Below are 18252 nucleotides of genomic sequence, written 5' to 3' on the forward strand. Positions count from 1 at the left end.
TCTTCCCGCTCTCCAACTGGACCGAGCTGGACGTCTGGCAGTACATCGCCCGCGAGCGCATCGAGCTGCCCGAGATCTACTACGCCCACCAGCGTGAGGTGTTCCGGCGCGGCGGCATGTGGCTGACGGCCGGCGAATGGGGCGGGCCCAAGCATGGCGAGACCGTCGAGAAGCGGCAGGTGCGCTACCGCACGGTCGGCGACATGTCCTGCACCGGCGCGGTGGACTCCGACGCCGACACCATCGAGAAAGTGATCGCCGAGATCGCCGCCTCCCGGCTGACCGAGCGCGGAGCGACCCGCGCCGACGACAAGATGTCCGAGGCCGCGATGGAAGACCGTAAGCGCGAGGGGTACTTCTAGTGACGACCATTGACACGCTGCGGTTCGCGACGGCCGGTTCGGTCGACGACGGCAAGTCCACGCTGGTCGGGCGGCTGCTGCACGACTCCAAGTCGGTGCTGAGCGACCAGCTGGAGGCCGTGGAGCGGGCATCGGCCTCACGTGGCCAGAGCGCCCCCGACCTGGCGCTGCTGACCGACGGGCTGCGCGCCGAGCGCGAGCAGGGCATCACGATCGACGTCGCCTACCGCTACTTCGCCACGCCCAAGCGGCGGTTCATCCTCGCGGACACCCCGGGCCATGTGCAGTACACCCGGAACATGGTCACCGGCGCCTCGACCGCCGAGCTGGCGATCGTCCTGGTCGACGCCCGCAACGGCGTCGTCGAGCAGACCCGCCGGCACGCCGCCGTGGCCGGACTCCTCCGCGTCCCGCATGTGGTCCTCGCCGTCAACAAGATGGACCTGGTCGGCTACGAGCAGGAGGAGTTCGAGCGGATCGTCGAGGACTTCGCGGGCCACGCCGCGGAGTCGGGGCTGCCCGGCTTCACGCCGATCCCGGTCTCGGCGCTGGTCGGCGACAACGTGGTGGACCGCTCGGCGCACATGGACTGGTACGACGGCCCGGCGCTGCTGGAGTTCCTGGAGAACGTCCCCGTGGGCACCGAGGCGGCCACGGACGCACCGGCCCGCTTCCCGGTGCAGTACGTCATCCGGCACGGCGAAGTCCGCCACTACGCGGGCCAGTTGGTGTCGGGATCGCTGCGGGTCGGCGACCGGGTCACCGTCCATCCCTCCGGTGAGACCTCCGAGATCGCCGGCATCGACGTGCTCGGTGTCGCCGAGGAGGTGGCCCACGCGCCGCAGTCGATCGGTGTGCGGCTCGCGGACCAGCGGGACATCTCCCGTGGCGACATGATCACGGCGGTGGCCGAGCCCCCGGTCCTCACCCGGAACGTCCGGGCGGCCGTGTGCCATCTGGCCGACCGGCCACTGAAGGTCGGCGACCGGGTGCTGCTGCGGCACACGACCCGGACGGTGAAGGCCATCGTCAAGGACCTGGGCGAGGCCGCCGAGCTGACCGCGAACGACCTCGGCCGCGTCACCCTGCGCACGGCCGAGCCGCTCGCCCTCGACGACTACGCGGTCTCGCGCCGCACGGGCGCCTTCATCCTGATCGACCCGGCGGACGGCGCCACGCTGACCGCGGGGATGGTCGAGCTGTCGTAGAAGAGTTTCCAGCGGGTCTCCTGGACGCCCTCAACTCCCCAGTGTCAGACGGGGCTTGGGGGCGTCCGTGCGTCCGGTCTGCGGGCGCCGGCTGCCCGCGCGGTAGGGCGCGGGCCAGACGACGCCCGGACCCTGGTAGCCCTGCTCGGCCGCCGCGTGGAGCGTCCAGTGCGGGTCGTAGAGGTGGGGACGGGCCAGGGCGCACAGATCCGTACGTCCGGCCAGGATCAGGGAGTTGACGTCGTCCCAGGAGGAGATCGCGCCGACCGCGATCACCGGGATGCCCACCTGGTGCCGGATGCGGTCCGCGAACGGCGTCTGGTACGACCGCCCGAACTCCGGTCGCTCGTCGGCGACGACCTGCCCGGTCGAGACGTCGATCGCGTCGGCGCCGTGCGCGGCGAAGGCGCGGGCGATCGCGACGGCGTCCTCGGCCGCGTTGCCGCCCTCGGCCCAGTCGGTGGCGGAGATACGGACCGTCATCGGCTTCTCCTGAGGCCAGACGCCCCGGATCGCGTCGAAGACTTCGAGGGGGAAGCGAAGGCGCCCGTCGAGGGAGCCGCCGTAGGCGTCGGTGCGACGGTTGGTGAGCGGGGAGAGGAAGCCGGAGAGCAAGTAGCCGTGGGCACAGTGGAGTTCGAGGAGGTCGAACCCGGCCCGGACGGCACGGCCCGCGGCGGCCGCGAACTGCTCGCGGATGTCGGTGAGTTGGGCACGGGTCAGCTCACGCGGGGTCTGGCTGCCGGGCTTGTACGGCAGCGGGGAGGCGGCCACGAGCGGCCAGTTGCCGTCGGGGAGCGGCTCGTCCATTCCCTCCCACATCAGCCTGGTCGAGCCCTTGCGGCCGGAGTGGCCGAGCTGCACGCCGATCGCGGTGCCGGGGGCCTGGCTGTGCACGAAGTCGGTGACCCGTTTCCAGGACTCGGCCTGTCTGCCCGTGTAGAGGCCGGTGCAGCCGGGGGTGATACGGCCCTCCTCGCTGACGCAGACCATCTCGGTCATGACGAGTCCGGCGCCGCCGAGGGCGCGGGCGCCGAGGTGGACGAGGTGGAAGTCGCCGGGGATGCCGTCGACCGCCGAGTACATGTCCATGGGGGACACGACGACCCGGTTGCGCAGGGTCAGGCCGCGCAGGCGGAACGGGGTGAACATCGGGGGCGTACCGGGCGGGCAGCCGAACTCCTGCTCCACGGCGCCGGTGAAGCGGGTGTCGCGCAGACGGAGGTTGTCGTGGGTGACGCGGCGGCTGCGGGTGAGGAGGTTGAAGGCGAACTGGCGGGGCGGCTGGTCGAGGTAGAGGCCGAGGTTCTCGAACCACTCCAGGCTGGCGCGGGCGGCGCGCTGGGTGGAGGCGACGACGGGTTTGCGTTCCTCCTCGTATGCCGCCAACGCCCTTTCCAGGGACGGCTGTTCCTCCAGGCAGGCGGCGAGGGCGAGGGCGTCCTCGACGGCCAGTTTGGTGCCGGAGCCGATGGAGAAGTGGGCGGTGTGGGCGGCGTCGCCGAGGAGGACGGTGTTGCCGTGGGACCAGTGGGCGTTGGTGACGGTGCGGAAGGTCGTCCAGGCCGACTTGTTGGAGCGGAGGGGGTGACCGCCGAGCGCCTCCGCGAAGATCTTGGCGCAGCGCTCGATGGATTCGTGCGCGTCCAGCTCGTCGAAACCGGCGGACCGCCCTACCTCTTCGCGCATTTCGACGATCACTGTCGAGGCGTCGGCCGCGTAGGGATAGCCGTGCAGCTGCATCACACCGTGTTCGGTCTCGGCGATCTCGAAGCGGAAGGCGTCGAAGGCGAAGTCGGTGGCGAGCCAGATGTAGCGGCAGTGGTGTGTGGCCACATGGGGGCGGAACACATGGGTGTAGGCCTCGCGGGTGGTGCTGTTGACTCCGTCTGCGGCGATGACGAGGTCGTATGCGTCGGCCAGCCGGTCGGGGTGCGGGGCCTCCGAGCGGAAGCGGAGCTCCACGCCCAGGTCGCGGCAGCGCTCGTGCAGGATCTCCAGGAGGCGTTTTCTTCCGAGGGCGGCGAAACCGTGGCCGCCTGAGGTGTGGCGGGTGTTCCGGTGGACGATGTCTATGTCGTCCCAGCGGACGAACTCCCGTTGGAGAGCGGCGTAGACGACCGGGTCGGCATGCTCGATGCCCCCCAGGGTCTCGTCGGAGAGGACGACCCCGAATCCGAAGGTGTCGTCGGGGGCGTTGCGTTCCCAGACGCTGATCTCGCGGAAAGGGTCGAGACGTTTCAGCAGGGCAGCGGCGTACAGGCCACCAGGACCACCGCCGATGATCGCCACACGCATCGCGAACTCACCGTCCCTGCCACTTCGGAGGGCGCTTTTCCGTGAACGCCGCATGGAACTCCGCGTAGTCCTCGCCGTTCATCAACAGGGCCTGGGTCGAGGCGTCCAGTTCCACCGCGGCCGCCAGGGGCATGTCCAACTCCGCGGTCAGCAGCGCCTTCGTCTGGGCGTACGCCAGTGCCGGCCCCTCGGCCAAGCGGCGGGCCAGCGCCTGGGCCGACTCGCCCACCCGCCCCTCGTCCGTCAGTTCGCTGATCAGGCCGATGCGCTCGGCCTCGGGAGCACGGACCGGCTCGCCCAGCATCAGGAGGCGGGTCGCATGGCCGAGGCCGACCACGCGGGGCAGCAAGTACGCCGCTCCCATGTCCCCGCCCGACAGCCCCACCCGGGTGAACAGGAACGCGAAGCGAGCCGTCGGGTCGGCCACCCGGAAGTCCGCCGCCAGGGCCAGGACCGCCCCCGCGCCCGCCGCCACCCCGTGCACCGCCGCGATCACCGGGAACGGGCACTCCCGTACCGCCCGGACCACCTGGCCCGTCATGCGGTTGAAGTCCAGGAGCTGGGCCGTGTCCATGGCGAGGGTCGCGCCGATGATCTCGTCGACGTCACCGCCGGAGCAGAAGCCGCGGCCCTCGCCGGCCAGCACCAGGGCCCGCACGGTCCGCTCCCGGGACAGCTCGGCGAGCAGGTCGCGCAGGTCGGCGTAGGCGCCGAAGGTGAGCGCGTTGAGCTTGTCGGGGCGGGCCAGGGTGACGGTGGCGACACCGGCGGTGAGCTCGACGCGGAGGTGCTGCCATCGGGGCGTGCGGGCGGCGGAGCCGGTGAAGGGACTCATGACGTGCGGCCTCCTCGCGGGTGGGGCGCTGCCGTGCCGAGTTCGGTTCTTCCCTTTGACGCTATCACTCATCCGTGACTGTCGTCACGAGTGCGCGATATGGCTGCGAGTGGCCGCGGTACGGCTGTCCGGATGTGACCCGAGCCCGTCACATCCGTCACGGCTCGTCTACAGGGAGGCAACGAGGGGAGCAGCCGTGCGAGGCAAGCCGTTGCTACGGGTAAGCCGCCCGCTAACGGGGCCGAAGGTCCCGTACGGTGCCCGTCGGACGCCTCTGCCGGGCGGCGCCGTAGGATTCATCAGGTTGAAAGCAGGACAGCCTGCTCATGAACGGACCCGCCTTGCAAGAACGCCCCGTCTCCTCCGCCTCCTGGCGCATCGCGCTGCCGCACTCCGCCGCGGCCGTGCCCGTGGCCCGCGCGCTGGTGCGCACGGCGTTGGCCGAGCTGGAGCACGGGGCGGACAGTGACACCGCGGAGCTGCTCACGGCCGAGCTGGTGGCGAACGCCGTGGAGCACACCGCCGGGGACTCGCCGATAGAGCTGGTGGTGGAGCTGCTGCCGTCCGGCTGCCAGGTCGAGGTGCACGACCCCGACCCCGCGCCGCCGGGTGATCTGACGGCGCCGGGGACGGCTCCCGACCCCTGGCAGGAGCACGGTCGGGGGCTGCTGCTGATCCGCGCGCTGAGTTCGTCCTGCGGGCATCGGCCCACGGGGTCCGGCAAGGCGGTGTGGTTCCGGCTCCCCGTGGTGCCGCAGCAGCGCAGCGCCTGGTAGCCCCGGGGGGCATCAGGCCAGCGTCGCCACCAGCACCGCCTTGATCGTGTGCAGGCGGTTCTCCGCCTCGTCGAAGACCACCGAGTGGGCCGACTCGAAGACCTCGTCGGTCACCTCCAGGGAGTCGAGGCCGTGGGTCTCGTATATCTCCTGGCCGACCTTGGTGCCCAGGTCGTGGAAGGCCGGCAGACAGTGCAGGAACCTGACCTCGCTGTTGCCCGTCGCGCGCAGGACGTCCATCGTCACGGCGTAGGGGGCGAGAGCGGTGATGCGCTCGCCCCAGACCTCCTTGGGCTCGCCCATGGAGACCCAGACGTCGGTCGCGACGAAGTCGGCACCGCGGACGCCGTCCTCGACGGACTCGATGAGGGTGATACGGGCGCCGCTCGCCTCGGCGAGCTCATGGGCGCGGTCGACGATCTCCTGGGCCGGCCAGTAGTGCTTCGGGGCGACGATCCGGACGTCCATGCCGAGCAGCGCGCCGGTGATCAGGTAGGAGTTGCCCATGTTGAAGCGGGCGTCGCCGAGGTAGGCGAAGGCGATCTCGTGGACCGGCTTGGTGGTGTGCTCGGTCATCGTCAGGACGTCGGCCAGCATCTGGGTGGGGTGCCAGTCGTCGGTGAGGCCGTTGTAGACGGGGACGCCCGCGTACGCGGCCAGCTCCTCCACCTTCCGCTGGCTGTCGCCCCGGTACTCGATCCCGTCGTACATACGGCCCAGCACCCGCGCGGTGTCCTTCACCGACTCCTTGTGCCCGATCTGCGAGCCCGACGGGTCGAGGTACGTCGTCGAGGCGCCCTGGTCCGCCGCGGCGACCTCGAACGCGCAGCGCGTGCGCGTCGAGGTCTTCTCGAAGATCAGCGCGATGTTCCGGCCGCTCAGGTACCGCGTCTCGGTCCCGGCCTTCTTGGCGGCCTTCAGCTCGGCGGCCAGCGCGACCAGGCCGAGGAACTCGTCCTTGGAGAAGTCGAGCTCCTTGAGGAAATGGCGGCCGGCGAGGGCGGTCGGGACTGTCGCCATGGGGCGCTCCAGAAACGTACGAGAACGACTGACTCTGGAAGTCTATACGACGTTCGGCATTTCTATGCGGTCACATGTGCACCTATACGGCCGCCCGTTCGACCGGACAGCTCATACAGCGCGGTCCTCCCCTCCCCCGCCCCAGCTCACTGCCCGGGATCTCGATCACCTCGATGCCCTGCTTGCGCAGGTGGGTGTTGGTGGTGGCGTTGCGCTCGTACGCGACCACGACGCCCGGCTCGACCGCCAGGACGTTGCAGCCGTCGTCCCACTGCTCGCGCTCGGCCGCATGCACGTCCTGCGTGGCGGTCAGGACGCGGATCTCGCTCAGGCCGAGCGCGGCGGCGATCGCGCGGTGCATGTGCTCCGGGGGATGGTCGGTGACCTTCAGCTCCTCACCGACGCCCGGTTCGATGGTGTACGAGCGGAGCATGCCGAGGCCCGCGTACTGGGTGAAGGTGTCGCCGTCGACCATCGTCATCACGGTGTCGAGGTGCATGAAGGCGCGCCGCTTCGGCATGTCCAGGGCCACGATGGCCTGGGCCGAGCCGGCCGCGAAGAGCTTGTGCGCGAGCATCTCGACCGCCTGGGGAGTCGTCCGCTCGCTCATACCGATCAGGACCGCGCCGTTGCCGATGACCAGGACGTCGCCGCCCTCGATGGTCGACGGGTAGTCGGCCTGCCCCTCCGACCAGACACGGAACGTTTCGTCGCGGAAGAGCGGGTGGTGGCGGTAGATCGCCTCGAAGTGGATCGTCTCGCGCTGGCGGGCCGGCCAGCGCATCGCGTTGACGGCGACGCCGTCGTAGATCCAGGCGGAGGTGTCGCGGGTGAAGAGGTGATTGGGAAGGGGGGCGAGGAGGAAGTCGTCGAGGTCCATGACATGGAAGCGGACGGAAGTGGGCTCCGCGTGCGCCTCCAGGAACTCGCGCTTGGTCATGCCGCCGACCAGCGCCTCGACCAGTTCGGGTGCGGGCAGGGTCTCGAAGGCGGCTCTGAGGTGGTCGGTGGCGAGGACGCCGTACTCCTTCTCGTCGAAGACCCGGTCCAGGACGAGCTTTCTGGCCGCCGGGATCTCCAGGGCCTCGGTGAGCAGGTCGCCGAAGAGGTGGACGGTGACTCCGCGGTCGCGCAGGACGTCGGCGAAGCCGTCGTGCTCGGCACGTGCCCGGCGCACCCACAGCACGTCGTCGAAGAGCAGGGCGTCCTTGTTGCTGGGCGTGAGCCTTTTGAGCTCGAGATCGGGCCGGTGCAGTATGACGCGGCGCAGCCGCCCGGCCTCGGAGTCGACATGGAATCCCATGTCTCCATCCTGACCATCGGGGGGCCGGTTGACCCGCCGCTCGCCGGTTTCTTCGACTTCTTGTTCTCGTCCTCTTGACGATAATCAGGCGTGGCGCTTATCGTCCATAAGACGAGAACAAGGGGGTCCGATGGCCGACATCACCCGACGCCTGGGGTGGAGACACCTGCGCGGCGCGCCGACAGCACACATCCGGCACCACCGGGGCGGAAAGCTGCTCCACGACGGGCCCGGGCTCAGCTTCTGGTTCCGTGCGCTGACCGCAACGCTGTCCGAAGTGCCGGTCGACGACCGGGAGTTGGCGATGACCTTCCATGCCCGTACGTCCGACTTCCAGGACGTGGCGGTGCAGGCGACGGTGACCTACCGGATCAGCGACCCGGCGCTGGCCGCGGCCCGGCTGGACTTCTCCGTCGACCCGGACACGGGGGTGTGGCGGGGCGCCCCGCTGGAGCAGCTCGGCACGCTGCTGACCGAGACGGCCCAGCAGCACGCGCTGGACGTGCTGGCCCGTACGTCGTTGTCGTCGGCGCTGGTGGACGGTGTGGCGGCGGTGCGGGAGCGGGTCGCGGCGGGGCTGGGCGCGGAGCCCCGGCTGCCGGCGACCGGCATCGAGGTGGTCGCGGTGCGGGTGGTGGCGCTCAGGCCGGAGCCGGAGGTGGAGCGGGCGCTGCGGACGCCGGCCCGCGAGCAGATCCAGCAGGAGGCCGACCGGGCGACGTACGAGCGGCGGGCGGTGGCGGTGGAGCGGGAGCGCGCCATCGCCGAGAACGAACTCGCCAGCCAGATCGAACTCGCCCGCCGCGAGGAGCAGTTGGTCGAGCAGCGGGGGACCAACGCCCGACGGGAGGCGCAGGAGCACGCGGCGGCGGACGCGGTGCGGGCGGAGGCCGAGGCCAAGCGGTCCGTACGGCTGGCCCGCGCCGAGGCCGAGGGTGCGCGTGAAGTCGGTGAAGCCCGGGCCCAGGCCCAGGCCGCCTGGCTTCAGGTGCACGCCGATGTCGACGTCACGATCCTGCACGCCCTCACCGGGAGCCGGCTCGCGGAGAACCTGCCGAACATCGACAGCGTGACCATCTCGCCGGACGTGCTCACGGGACTGCTCGCCAGGCTGGGACAGGCACCGGAATGAGCCTCGCACCCCGGGTCGTCCTCGTCCATCGCACCACCGAGTACGAGGAGTTGGTGGCCCACCACGGCACCCACGGACAGGCCGCGTTCTTCCTGGCCTCCCGGGGCCGGGACATCGACGAGGTCGCCGAGCGGCACCGGCGGGCCAGGCGGGCGCTGGCGGACGTGGCCTCGGCCATTCCGCTGACATGGCGTCAGAGTCAGGTGGAGCGGGCCGACTTGGACCGTTTCCTGTTCGCGCCGGAGGACGTCGTGGTGGTGGTCGGGCAGGACGGACTGGTGGCGAACGTCGCCAAGTACCTGGACGGTCAGCCGGTGATCGGCATCGACACGGACCCCGGCCGCAACCCGGGCGTGCTGGTGCGGCACCGCCCCGCGCGGGCGGCCTCGCTGCTGGCGGCGGCCCTCACCTGTGACGCGGACGAGCTGACCATGGTCGAGGCGGTCGCCGACGACACCCAGCGGCTGGTCGCGCTCAACGAGATCTATCTCGGAGCCGTCGGACATCAGACGGCCAGATACCGCCTGGGCCTGGAGGGCGACGGGGGTGTCGTCGAGGCCCAGGCATCCTCCGGGGTGCTGGTGGGGACGGGGACCGGGGCGACGGGCTGGCTCCGGTCGGTGTGGCAGGAGCGGGGCGCCGCCCTCCCCCTGCCACACCCCACCGACACCCGCCTGCTGTGGTTCGTCCGGGAGGCCTGGCCGTCCCCGGCCACCGGCACCTCCCTCGTCTCGGGCGAGCTCTCGGCCGCCGCGTCCCTGCACCTCACCGTCGAGTCGGAGCGGCTCGTCGCCTTCGGGGACGGCATGGAGGCGGACGCACTGGAGCTGACGTGGGGGCAGTCGGTGCGGGTCGGGGTGGCCGGGACGTCACTGCGCCTGGTCGGCTAGGGCCCTGGCGGGCGCTTCTCCCCGGCCGGCCGCTCCGCCCGCACCGGCGCCCACAGCGTCGCGGCGGACCCAGCGCCACGGCCGCGGACGCCACCAGCACCGGTGGTCGCCCGGCCGCAGCCGCCCGCCGGAGTGCCTCAGCAGGAACTCCGCCCAGCGCAGGGAGCCGTGGACCTCGCGCACCTCGTCCGGCGGGCGGGTGCGCGAGACCCAGGCGTGCAACAGGCCCACCCGGAGTGACGGCAGATCGATCGGATGCCAGGGCATCGTCACCAGGCGGACGCGCAACCCCTTCAGCGCGTCGGCCGTTTCTCCAGAATGCGCGGCTGACGGTTGGTCTTCTTCCTCGGGGACGACTACCTTCTTGATCTCCACGGGCGCCCCGCCCTCCTCGAACTCCCCGGATTCATAAGGTTGTTCACGTCAGGCGGGGCCATGTGTGGGACACAAGTCGATCTGTGAGCACGCCTCACGAATGGCTCAAAGCCGCGGGTCCACCGGCTCCGACTCCAGCGCCAGCACCCCGAACACGGCCTCGTGCACCCGCCACAGCGGCTCCCCCTCCGCCAGCCGGTCCAGGGCCTCCAGGCCCAGGGCGTACTCGCGGATCGCGAGGGAGCGCTTGTGGTTGAGGAAGCGGGAGCGCAGCCGGGTCAGGTTGTCGGGGCGCGTGTACTCCGGACCGTAGATGATCCGCAGATACTCACGGCCCCGGCACTTGATCCCGGGCTGCACCAGCCGCCCCTCCGGGCTGCGCACCAGTGCGCCGCTCGGCTTGACGACCATGCCCTCGCCGCCGCGACCGGTCATCTCCAGCCACCAGTCGACACCGGCCCGCACCGACTCCGGGTCGCCGGTGTCGACGTAGAGCCGTCGGGTGGTCTGCAGCAGACCGCTTCCGTCGTGCTCCACCAGCCGGTCCAGCAGGGCGAGCTGCTCGTCGTGCGGGAGCCCGGCGAGGCTGCGGCCCTGGACCGCCAGGACCTGGAACGGCGCCAGGCGCACGCCGTCCAGGCCGTCCGTGGTCCAGCAGTAGCGGCGGTACGCCTCCGTGAACGCGGCGGCGTTCGAGGCCCGTTCGTGCTGGCGGGCCAGCAGGTCGGCCACCTCGACGCCCCGCCCCGCGGCGCCCTCCAGTGCGGCGAGCGCACCCGGGAACACCGCGCCCGACGCGGCACCGACGGCCGCGTACTGCGAGCGCAGCAGCCCGGACGCCTTCAGCGACCACGGCATCAGCTCCGCGTCCAACAGGAGCCAGTCGGTGGCGAGTTCGTCCCAGAGGCCGGCCTCGGTGACGGCTGCCCGGACGCGGCGGAGGATCTCCTCGGTCACCGACTCGTCGTCGAAGAAGGGCCGTCCGGTACGGGTGTAGAGCGAGCCCGTCGGACCGTCGACCCCGAACCGCTTGCGCGCCGCCTCCGCGTCCCGGCACACCAGCGCCACCGCCCGCGAGCCCATGTGCTTCTCCTCGCACACGACCCGGGCGACTCCGTCGGCCGCGTACTGCGCGAAGGCCTCGGCCGGGTGCTCCAAGTAGCCCTCCTGGTGCGAAGTGGCCGTCGGCGCCATGGTCGGCGGCAGGTACGGCAGCAGGCGCGGGTCCACGGCGAACCGGCTCATGACCTCCAGAGCGGCCGCCGCGTTCTCCTCGCGGACGGCGACCCGGCCCGAGTGCCGTGTCTCCACGACCCGTCGCCCGTGCACGTCGTTCAGGTCGAGCGGCCGTCCGTCGTGCCCGCCGGGAGCCTCGGTCAGCAGCGGCCTCGTCGGCTCGTACCAGACCCGCTCGGCCGGTACGTCGACCAGTTCACGCTCCGGCCAGCGCAGCGCGGTGAGCTTGCCGCCGAAGACCGCGCCGGTGTCCAGGCAGAGGGTGTTGTTGAGCCAGGTGGCCTCCGGGACGGGCGTGTGGCCGTAGACGACCGCCGCCCGGCCCCGGTAGTCCTCGGCCCACGGATAGCGCACCGGCAGCCCGAACTCGTCGGTCTCGCCGGTCGTGTCGCCGTAGAGCGCGTGCGAGCGGACCCGGCCGGAGGTGCGTCCGTGGTACCTCTCGGGCAGACCGGCGTGACAGACGACCAGCCGACCGCCGTCGAGGACGTAGTGGCTGACGAGTCCGTCGATGAACTCCCGTACCTGCGCACGGAATTCGTCGTCCTCGCCCGCCATCTGCTCGATGGTCTCGGCGAGTCCGTGGGTGTGCTGGACCTTGCGGCCCTTGAGGTATCGGCCGTACTTGTTCTCGTGGTTGCCGGGGACGCACAGCGCGTTGCCCGAGCCGACCATCGACATCACCCGGCGCAGCACGCCCGGGCTGTCCGGCCCGCGGTCGACGAGGTCACCGACGAAGACGGCCGTACGGCCCTCCGGGTGGACGCCGTCGGTGTAGCCCAACTTGCCCAGCAGCGACTCCAGTTCGGAGGCGCAGCCGTGGATGTCGCCGATGATGTCGAAGGGGCCGGTGAGGTGGGTCAGGTCGTTGAAGCGCTTCTCGGTGACGACACCCGCGTTCTCGATGTCCTCGACCCCGCGCAGGATGTGCACCTTGCGGAAGCCCTCGCGCTCCAGGTGCCTGACGGAACGGCGGAGTTCGCGGATGTGGCGCTGGATGACCCGGCGCGGCATGTCGGCCCGGTCGGTGCGGCCCGCGTTGCGCTCGGCGCACACCTCCTCCGGGACGTCCAGCACGATGGCGATGGGCAGCACGTCGTACCGCTTGGCCAGGTCGATCAACTGCCGCCGGGCGTCCGACTGCACGCTGGTCGCGTCGACGACCGTACGACGGCCCGCCGCCAGCCGCTTGCCGGCGATGTAGTGCAGGACGTCGAAGGCGTCCTTGGTCGCGTTCTGGTCGTTCTCGTCGTCGGAGACCAGGCCACGACAGAAGTCGGAGGAGATCACCTCGGTCGGCTTGAAGTGCCGTCGGGCGAAGGTCGACTTGCCGGAGCCGGAGGCGCCGACGAGGACGACGAGGGAGAGATCGGTGACGGGGAGGACCCGTCCCTTCTTCTGCGTCTCGGTCATGCTGCCTTCGCCTCCTTCTCGTGGGGCGTCTTCCCAGTGGCTGTGTTCACTTCAAAAATGGCCATCTGCGTGGGCGGCCCGACCTCCGGGTCGTCGAGTCCCACGGGCACGAACTCCACGCCGTAGCCGTGCCGTTCGGCCACCGCGTGCGCCCAGGTCCGGAACTCCTCGCGGGTCCACTCGAAACGGTGGTCGCCGTGCCGGACATGCCCGGCCGGGAGGCTCTCCCAGCGGACGTTGTACTCGACGTTCGGGGTCGTCACAAGGACGGTCCTCGGACGGGCCGCGCCGAACACCGCGTACTCCAGCGCCGGCAGCCGCGGCAGGTCGAGGTGCTCGACGACCTCGCTCAGCACTGCGGCGTCGTACCCCTTGAGCCGCTTGTCGGTGTACGCCAGCGAGCCCTGGAAGAGCTTGACGCGCGAGGCCTGACGCTCGCCCATGCGGTCCAGCTTGAGCCGCCGGGAGGCGATGGTGAGGGCGCGCATCGACACGTCGACGCCGACGATCTCGGTGAACCGCACGTCCTTGAGCAGCGCCTGCACCAACTGCCCCTGTCCGCAGCCCAGGTCGAGGACGCGGGCCGCACCGGACGCGTGCAGCGCCTCGATGATCGCGTCCCGTCGCTGCACGGCGAGCGGGGTCGGCTTCTCCTCCGTCTCGGTCTCCGACTCGACGGCGTTGTCGATGTCCTCGACCTCGCTGTCGTCGGCCTCCGCGAGCCGCACCAGCTCGAGGCGCTCCATGGCCTCGCGGGTCAGCGACCAGCGGCGGGAGAGGTAACGGCTGGTGATCAGCTTCTGCTCCGGGTGCTCGGGCAGCCAGCCCTCACCGGCCCGCAGCAGCTTGTCGACCTCGTCGGAGGCGACCCAGTAGTGCTTGGCGTCGTCGAGGACCGGGAGCAGGACGTAGAGGTGGCGGAGGGCTTCGGCCAGGGTGAGCTGTGCGGACTCCAGGACGAGACGGACGTAGCGCGAGTCGCCCCACTCCGGGAACTCGGTGTCCAGCGCGACCGGCTCCACGGTCGGCGCCCATCCCAGCGGCTCGAAGAGCCGTCGTACGAGCTCCGGGCCGCCGCGGGCGGGCAGCGCGGGTACCTCGATGCGCAGCGGCAGCGGCTGTGCGGCGCGCTCCGGCCGGGCGTTGCACACGCCCTTCATCGCGCTGGAGAACACGCTGCTCAGCGCCACCGCGAGCAGCGAGGAGGCCGCGTACGGGCGGTCGTTGACGTACTGCGCGAGCGCCGCGTCGGGGGCCCCGCCGCGTCCCTTGCCCTTGCCCTTCCTGACCAGCGCCACGGCATCGACCTCCAGCAGCAGCGCCGCCGTGCAGCGCCGGGCGTCGGCCTCGGGGTAGAGGACGTGCGCCGTGCCGTAGGAGGTGGAGAACGCCTGCGCCTTGTCGGGGTGCTTGTGGAGCAGGAAGCCGAGGTCGGTGGCGGGGCGTTCGGGTGTGCCGGTGGTGGTGATGGTCAGGAACATGCGGAGACTCTCCGACGCGTGGACGGTTCAGGGCGCCGTACGCACGAAAGCCCCCAGGGATGGTGATCCTGGGGGCTCGGCAGGACGACGCTCTCACCTTCGCACACGGTGCCGACCGACGCCTTCGTTTATTTCTTTGTCTCTTTCCACGGTTTCCACGGTGATGGCGACTGTCGTTTCCCGCGGCGGCTACGACAGTTGCGACTGCACCTGCGAGGAGATCAGCTCCAGGTGGTCCAGGTCGTCGAGGTCGAGGATCTGGAGGTAGAGGCGCTGGGCGCCCACCGCGGCGTAGTGGCCGATCCGGTCGACGACCTCGGAGGGGGTGCCTGCGAGACCGTTGGCCTTGAGCTCGTCGACCGTGCGGCCGATGGCGGCGGCGCGGCGGGCGACTTCCTGGTCGTCCTTGCCGACGCAGACCACGAGGGCATTGGAGTACGTGAGGTCGTCGCCCTTGCGGCCGGCCTCCTCCGCGGCGGCGCGGACGCGGGCGAACTGGCGCTCACTGTCCTCGATCGAGCCGAAGGGCATGTTGAACTCGCCGGCATACCGGGCGGCGAGGCTCGGGGTGCGGGTCGCGCCGTGGCCGCCGATCAGGACCGGGATCCTGTCCTGGGCGGGCTTGGGGAGGGCGGGCGAGTCGGTGAGGTCGTAGTAGGTGCCGTGGAAGTCGAAGGTGTCGCCGAGCTTGGTCTCCCAGAGGCCGGTGACGATCGCCAGCTGCTCTTCCAGGCGGGCGAACTTCTCCTTGGGGAACGGGATGCCGTACGCCTTGTGCTCCTCCTCGAACCAGCCTGCGCCCAGGCCGAGTTCGACGCGGCCGCCGGACATCTGGTCGACCTGGGCGACCTGGATGGCGAGGACGCCGGGGAGGCGGAAGGTGCCGGCGGTCATCAGGGTGCCGAGGCGGATGCGCCGGGTCTCGCGGGCCAGGCCGGCGAGGGTGATCCAGGCGTCGGTGGGGCCGGGGAGGCCGTCCACGGAACCCATCTTCATATAGTGGTCGGAGCGGAAGAATGCGTCGAAACCGAGGTCTTCGGTGGCCTTGGCGACGGTGAGCAAGGTGTCGTAGGTGGCCCCTTGCTGGGGCTCGGTGAAGATGCGCAGATCCATACGTCCATCCTGCACGGCGCTCGGCCGGTCAACCCCACCGGTCCCTGAGGGCACGGCTGTCCCCGGTCGGGTGAAATCGCGTCAACGCCGCGCACGGGGGGTGCTCGCGCCAGTGACCAGGTCCGACGGTGATCGTTGCTCGTGCGGAGCCGGACCGCCCGGCGCCCGCGCCGGTCGGTCTTCGCCGGGGCGTCACCCGCACCGGCCTCTCCAGGGTCCGGGGCCGGGGGCCGAGGAGGCCGTCATGTCCGAAGAGTTCACCGTGTCGCAGCAGGGCGGAAGCGCTGGCTGGCCGAACGGCTTGCTGCAGCAGATGGAGGAGCTGATGGCGGTACTGAACGCGAACCTGTCGGCGTTGGACGCGGACCTGCAGTCCGCCGGGCGCGGGCGGGCCGACGCCTCTCCGGGGGCTCCGGCCCCGAACCCTCGGTCGGCCTGAACGGCCTCGTCCTCGAACGCCGGGCAGGCGGGATATGGCTGACCTGGTCTCGCCAATGCAGGACGGACGGGCTGGTTGTGCCTAGCCCGCCTCCCTCTCGGGTAACCGCTGGTCCCCCTCTGCCAGTTTGCGCAGCATGTCTCTCACTCGGTCTCTGGATTCGTCCGCCGCGTCGATGGCTTCCATGCACTGCCAGTACGTGGCCTCGTCGGCCACCGCGCAGGCGAGGCCGACCAGGGCTATGCCGACCTCGCCGAGGAGGCCGCCGAGGCAGAGGAGGGCCTGGCGGGCGTCGCCCAGGTCGGTGAGCTGGGCCGCGCGCAGGTCCTCGGTGGCGAGGTCCGGGGCGTCCAGGACACCGCAGCCGCGGCCCGCGAGCTCCGTCAACCCCAGTGCCTCGCCGCGCAGTTCGGGTGGGCCGGAGACGGCGAGGCGGCTGCCTATCGCCTGTGCCAGGGCCTGCGCCTGCCACACCTCCGTCAGGATCTCCGGCGCGCCGCCGCCCACCGCCAGGGCGCGCCTGCTCGTCACGATGAGCCGCACAGCGTCCATGCGCTGCCCCCGTCCGTCTCGACGCGCTGCCCACGCGTCCGTCGCCCGAACTCCGTTGTCCACTACCCAGAGTGAAGGGCTGCGGGACGAAAAGCCAGAGGAAGGCGGAAATCTGCGGACAACGAATCGGTTTCGGGCCGAGTTTTGACTCCGGAGAGTGAAAACGGATCGTACGGCTCCTTACGGCGCGGGGAAGCGGCGTTCATTGCGGTCGATCTTGGCGTCGAGTGCCGCGAGGGGGTCGATGTCCAGGACCTGGCACAGCTGGAGCAAGTAGGCGAGTACGTCGGCGACTTCGTCGGTCACGCGGTGTGCGGTGTCGGGGTCGTCCATCACCCGTGCCGACTCCTCGGGGGTCAACCACTGGAAGATCTCGACCAGTTCGGAGGCCTCGACGCTGAGGGCGGCCACCAGGTTCTTGGGGGTGTGGTACGGCTGCCAGTTGCGGGCGGCGGCGAAGTCGGCCAGCCTGCGCTGCAGTTTCGCCACGTCGAGGGGTTCACGCAGAGGATCGGTCACGGGTCCAGGTGTACCACTGTGACGCCGTGGGTCCCGGCGGCCCAGGAGGCGTCGCTCACGGCGGCGGCGACGCGGATGTGGCCGCGGTCCGCCATGCGCAGGGCGAGCCTGAGGAGCTCGCGGCGCTGGTGGGGGTCCAGTGAGCGTTCGAAGGCGTCACTGAGGACGGTGAGGGACTGCATCGCGGCGGGTACCTCGAGGACCGGGTCGACCTCCAGCACGCCCGGGCCGGTCAGCAGAACCAGGGCGAGGGCGGCGTACCGCAGCTCGCCGTCGCCCAGCCGCCCGAGAACCGTCCGGAAACCGTCGCCCCGGTCGAGCAGGCCGTGCACGGTGCCGTCACCGAGCGGCTCGGCGCGCACGTCCGTCACCCTCCCCGCGCAGCCGGCCTGTACCGCGGCGACCAGTTGGGCATGCCGGCGTCCGCATTCGGTCCGGGTGCGCCACAGGACGTCGGCGAGGTTGTCGCAGCCGGGCAGGAGCCGGCCAGAGCCCATCGGCACCGGCGAACGCATCCTGCCGGGGCGTGGGTCGCAGGCGAAGACGGAGCGCAGGGCGACCACCATCTGTTCGGCGGCGGCGAGCACCAGGCGCTGCCCCTCGGTCTTGCCTGCGACGCGCAGCGGCAGCAGCGCCGTGCCGAGTCGGTCGTCGGGCAGTGGGGCGCGGGTGACGGGGGTCGAGCCGGCGGTGTGCCAGGCGGCCTGGACGACGCGTCGGGCGGGGTCGCGCAGGGCGGTCTCCAGGAGGACCTGGCCGTCGGACGTCAACCGCTCGCCCACGATGCGCAGTTCGGGCTCGGCCTGTACGGCGACGTCGAGCCGGACCGGTCCTTCGGGCCCGTCGGCCGTACAGCCGATACGGAAGCCCCGGCGCCCCTGTGCATCGGGCCGGGCCCGGTCGGGCACACAGCCGGACAGGTCGGGGAACGCCTCACCGACGGCGGCCCCGCCACCGAGCCGGGCGAGCGCCTCGTACGCCCGTAACGCGGTCGTCTTGCCGCTTCCGCTGGCGCCGGCGAAGAGCGTGACGGGCCCGAGCCCGAACCGGGCACCGCGATGCCGCCCGAAGGCGGACAGCCGCAACTCGGCGACAAAGGGGCGGGCAGGAGGCGGTGGAACGGCGGGCTCCGACCCGCACGTCGGACGGGGGTCCACCGCGGAAGGAGTCTGACGGTCCATCACACGACGGTCCGACTCGGAACCCTCCCGGGCGGCCCGCTCCCGCGAGACACCCCCGTCCGGCTCCAACGGCACAGAGGACAAGGTCATATCCGGACCGTAGGCCTCCGCCGGAAGGC

At 71.1% G+C, this 18252-nt stretch carries 17 protein-coding genes; 6 read left to right on the forward strand and 11 right to left on the reverse strand.

The genetic code is table 11. The features are described from left to right. Both ACWC09_RS40200 and ACWC09_RS40205 read left to right on the forward strand, forming a co-directional pair. A partial coding sequence (locus ACWC09_RS40200; RefSeq protein ID WP_450856013.1) for a phosphoadenosine phosphosulfate reductase domain-containing protein occupies positions 1 to 362 on the forward strand: 362 nt, incomplete at its 5' end. Then, positions 362 to 1570, forward strand: coding sequence for a sulfate adenylyltransferase subunit 1 (locus tag ACWC09_RS40205; RefSeq protein ID WP_450856014.1), 1209 nt, complete (start codon positions 362 to 364; stop codon positions 1568 to 1570). The genes ACWC09_RS40200 and ACWC09_RS40205, both read left to right, overlap by 1 nt. A 30-nt stretch (positions 1571 to 1600) precedes the next feature. Here the strand turns inward: ACWC09_RS40205 and ACWC09_RS40210 are convergent, their stop codons facing one another. Beyond that, on the reverse strand, positions 1601 to 3868 hold the full coding sequence (locus ACWC09_RS40210) for a bifunctional salicylyl-CoA 5-hydroxylase/oxidoreductase (protein WP_450856015.1): 2268 nt from the start codon (positions 3866 to 3868) through the stop codon (positions 1601 to 1603). Between the two features lie 7 nt (positions 3869 to 3875). Further along, positions 3876 to 4703, reverse strand: coding sequence for an enoyl-CoA hydratase family protein (locus tag ACWC09_RS40215; RefSeq protein WP_450856016.1), 828 nt, complete (start codon positions 4701 to 4703; stop codon positions 3876 to 3878). Positions 4704 to 5029: 326 nt separating this feature from the next. Here ACWC09_RS40215 and ACWC09_RS40220 point away from each other — a divergent pair, with 326 nt between their 5' ends. Then, a complete protein-coding gene (locus tag ACWC09_RS40220) occupies positions 5030 to 5479 on the forward strand; it encodes an ATP-binding protein (protein ID WP_450856017.1) in 450 nt (149 codons plus the stop codon). 12 nt (positions 5480 to 5491) lie between these two features. On the opposite strand, the gene argF is transcribed toward ACWC09_RS40220, so the two are convergent. Both argF and ACWC09_RS40230 read right to left on the reverse strand, forming a co-directional pair. Further along, positions 5492 to 6499 carry an ornithine carbamoyltransferase gene (gene argF, locus ACWC09_RS40225; RefSeq protein ID WP_450856018.1) on the reverse strand — a complete coding sequence of 336 codons (1008 nt, stop codon included), beginning with the start codon at positions 6497 to 6499 and terminating at the stop codon, positions 5492 to 5494. Between the two features lie 82 nt (positions 6500 to 6581). Beyond that, the gene (locus ACWC09_RS40230) at positions 6582 to 7802 is read right to left on the reverse strand and encodes an arginine deiminase (protein ID WP_450856019.1); all 1221 of its coding nucleotides are present in this window, start codon (positions 7800 to 7802) and stop codon (positions 6582 to 6584) included. 130 nt (positions 7803 to 7932) lie between these two features. Here ACWC09_RS40230 and ACWC09_RS40235 point away from each other — a divergent pair, with 130 nt between their 5' ends. Together ACWC09_RS40235 and ACWC09_RS40240 are read left to right on the forward strand one after the other, a co-directional pair. Next, on the forward strand, positions 7933 to 8934 hold the full coding sequence (locus ACWC09_RS40235; RefSeq protein WP_450856020.1) for an SPFH domain-containing protein: 1002 nt from the start codon (positions 7933 to 7935) through the stop codon (positions 8932 to 8934). After that, positions 8931 to 9824, forward strand: coding sequence for a hypothetical protein (locus ACWC09_RS40240; RefSeq protein WP_450856021.1), 894 nt, complete (start codon positions 8931 to 8933; stop codon positions 9822 to 9824). The genes ACWC09_RS40235 and ACWC09_RS40240 overlap by 4 nt, the downstream gene beginning before the upstream one ends. Here the strand turns inward: ACWC09_RS40240 and ACWC09_RS40245 are convergent. The 4 genes from ACWC09_RS40245 to ACWC09_RS40260 form a co-directional block, all read right to left on the reverse strand. Beyond that, complete coding sequence (locus tag ACWC09_RS40245; RefSeq protein ID WP_450856022.1) at positions 9804 to 10199, reverse strand: hypothetical protein; 396 nt, start codon at positions 10197 to 10199, stop codon at positions 9804 to 9806. The two genes, ACWC09_RS40240 and ACWC09_RS40245, sit on opposite strands and share 21 nt — an antisense overlap. Before the next feature lie 105 nt (positions 10200 to 10304). Next, on the reverse strand, positions 10305 to 12848 hold the full coding sequence (locus ACWC09_RS40250) for a polynucleotide kinase-phosphatase (RefSeq protein WP_450856023.1): 2544 nt from the start codon (positions 12846 to 12848) through the stop codon (positions 10305 to 10307). Continuing rightward, a complete protein-coding gene (locus tag ACWC09_RS40255; RefSeq protein ID WP_450856024.1) occupies positions 12845 to 14329 on the reverse strand; it encodes a 3' terminal RNA ribose 2'-O-methyltransferase Hen1 in 1485 nt (494 codons plus the stop codon). The genes ACWC09_RS40250 and ACWC09_RS40255 overlap by 4 nt, the downstream gene beginning before the upstream one ends. A gap of 189 nt (positions 14330 to 14518) precedes the next feature. Continuing rightward, complete coding sequence (locus ACWC09_RS40260; protein WP_450856025.1) at positions 14519 to 15442, reverse strand: LLM class F420-dependent oxidoreductase; 924 nt, start codon at positions 15440 to 15442, stop codon at positions 14519 to 14521. A 244-nt stretch (positions 15443 to 15686) separates the two neighbouring features. Between ACWC09_RS40260 and ACWC09_RS40265 the strand changes: the two genes are divergently transcribed. Further along, positions 15687 to 15881, forward strand: coding sequence for a hypothetical protein (locus tag ACWC09_RS40265; protein ID WP_450856026.1), 195 nt, complete (start codon positions 15687 to 15689; stop codon positions 15879 to 15881). 81 nt (positions 15882 to 15962) lie between these two features. Here ACWC09_RS40265 and ACWC09_RS40270 read toward each other — a convergent pair whose 3' ends face one another. From ACWC09_RS40270 to ACWC09_RS40280, 3 genes are all read right to left on the reverse strand, one after another. Next, complete coding sequence (locus ACWC09_RS40270; protein WP_450856027.1) at positions 15963 to 16433, reverse strand: DUF6099 family protein; 471 nt, start codon at positions 16431 to 16433, stop codon at positions 15963 to 15965. 180 nt (positions 16434 to 16613) lie between these two features. Next, entirely contained in the window at positions 16614 to 16940 is a 327-nt protein-coding gene (locus ACWC09_RS40275) for a nucleotide pyrophosphohydrolase (RefSeq protein WP_450856061.1), read from the reverse strand. An 8-nt stretch (positions 16941 to 16948) separates the two neighbouring features. Beyond that, positions 16949 to 18223, reverse strand: a complete 1275-nt coding sequence (locus tag ACWC09_RS40280; protein ID WP_450856028.1) for an AAA family ATPase — start codon at positions 18221 to 18223, stop codon at positions 16949 to 16951. Positions 18224 to 18252: the final 29 nt, after the last annotated feature.

The sequence above is a fragment of the Streptomyces sp. NPDC001617 genome, from assembly GCF_053596855.1.

Bases quoted from the DNA above. Each gene is read 5' to 3' on its own strand.
- ACWC09_RS40210 (WP_450856015.1), bottom strand. From the start codon at position 3,868: ATGCGTGTGGCGATCATCGGCGGTGGTCCTGGTGGCCTGTACGCCGCT.
- ACWC09_RS40215 (WP_450856016.1), bottom strand. From the start codon at position 4,703: ATGAGTCCCTTCACCGGCTCCGCCGCCCGCACGCCCCGATGGCAGCAC.
- ACWC09_RS40220 (WP_450856017.1), top strand. From the start codon at position 5,030: ATGAACGGACCCGCCTTGCAAGAACGCCCCGTCTCCTCCGCCTCCTGG.
- argF (WP_450856018.1), bottom strand. From the start codon at position 6,499: ATGGCGACAGTCCCGACCGCCCTCGCCGGCCGCCATTTCCTCAAGGAG.
- ACWC09_RS40230 (WP_450856019.1), bottom strand. From the start codon at position 7,802: ATGGGATTCCATGTCGACTCCGAGGCCGGGCGGCTGCGCCGCGTCATA.
- ACWC09_RS40235 (WP_450856020.1), top strand. From the start codon at position 7,933: ATGGCCGACATCACCCGACGCCTGGGGTGGAGACACCTGCGCGGCGCG.
- ACWC09_RS40240 (WP_450856021.1), top strand. From the start codon at position 8,931: ATGAGCCTCGCACCCCGGGTCGTCCTCGTCCATCGCACCACCGAGTAC.
- ACWC09_RS40250 (WP_450856023.1), bottom strand. From the start codon at position 12,848: ATGACCGAGACGCAGAAGAAGGGACGGGTCCTCCCCGTCACCGATCTC.
- ACWC09_RS40255 (WP_450856024.1), bottom strand. From the start codon at position 14,329: ATGTTCCTGACCATCACCACCACCGGCACACCCGAACGCCCCGCCACC.
- ACWC09_RS40260 (WP_450856025.1), bottom strand. From the start codon at position 15,442: ATGGATCTGCGCATCTTCACCGAGCCCCAGCAAGGGGCCACCTACGAC.
- ACWC09_RS40265 (WP_450856026.1), top strand. From the start codon at position 15,687: ATGTCCGAAGAGTTCACCGTGTCGCAGCAGGGCGGAAGCGCTGGCTGG.
- ACWC09_RS40270 (WP_450856027.1), bottom strand. From the start codon at position 16,433: ATGGACGCTGTGCGGCTCATCGTGACGAGCAGGCGCGCCCTGGCGGTG.
- ACWC09_RS40280 (WP_450856028.1), bottom strand. From the start codon at position 18,223: ATGACCTTGTCCTCTGTGCCGTTGGAGCCGGACGGGGGTGTCTCGCGG.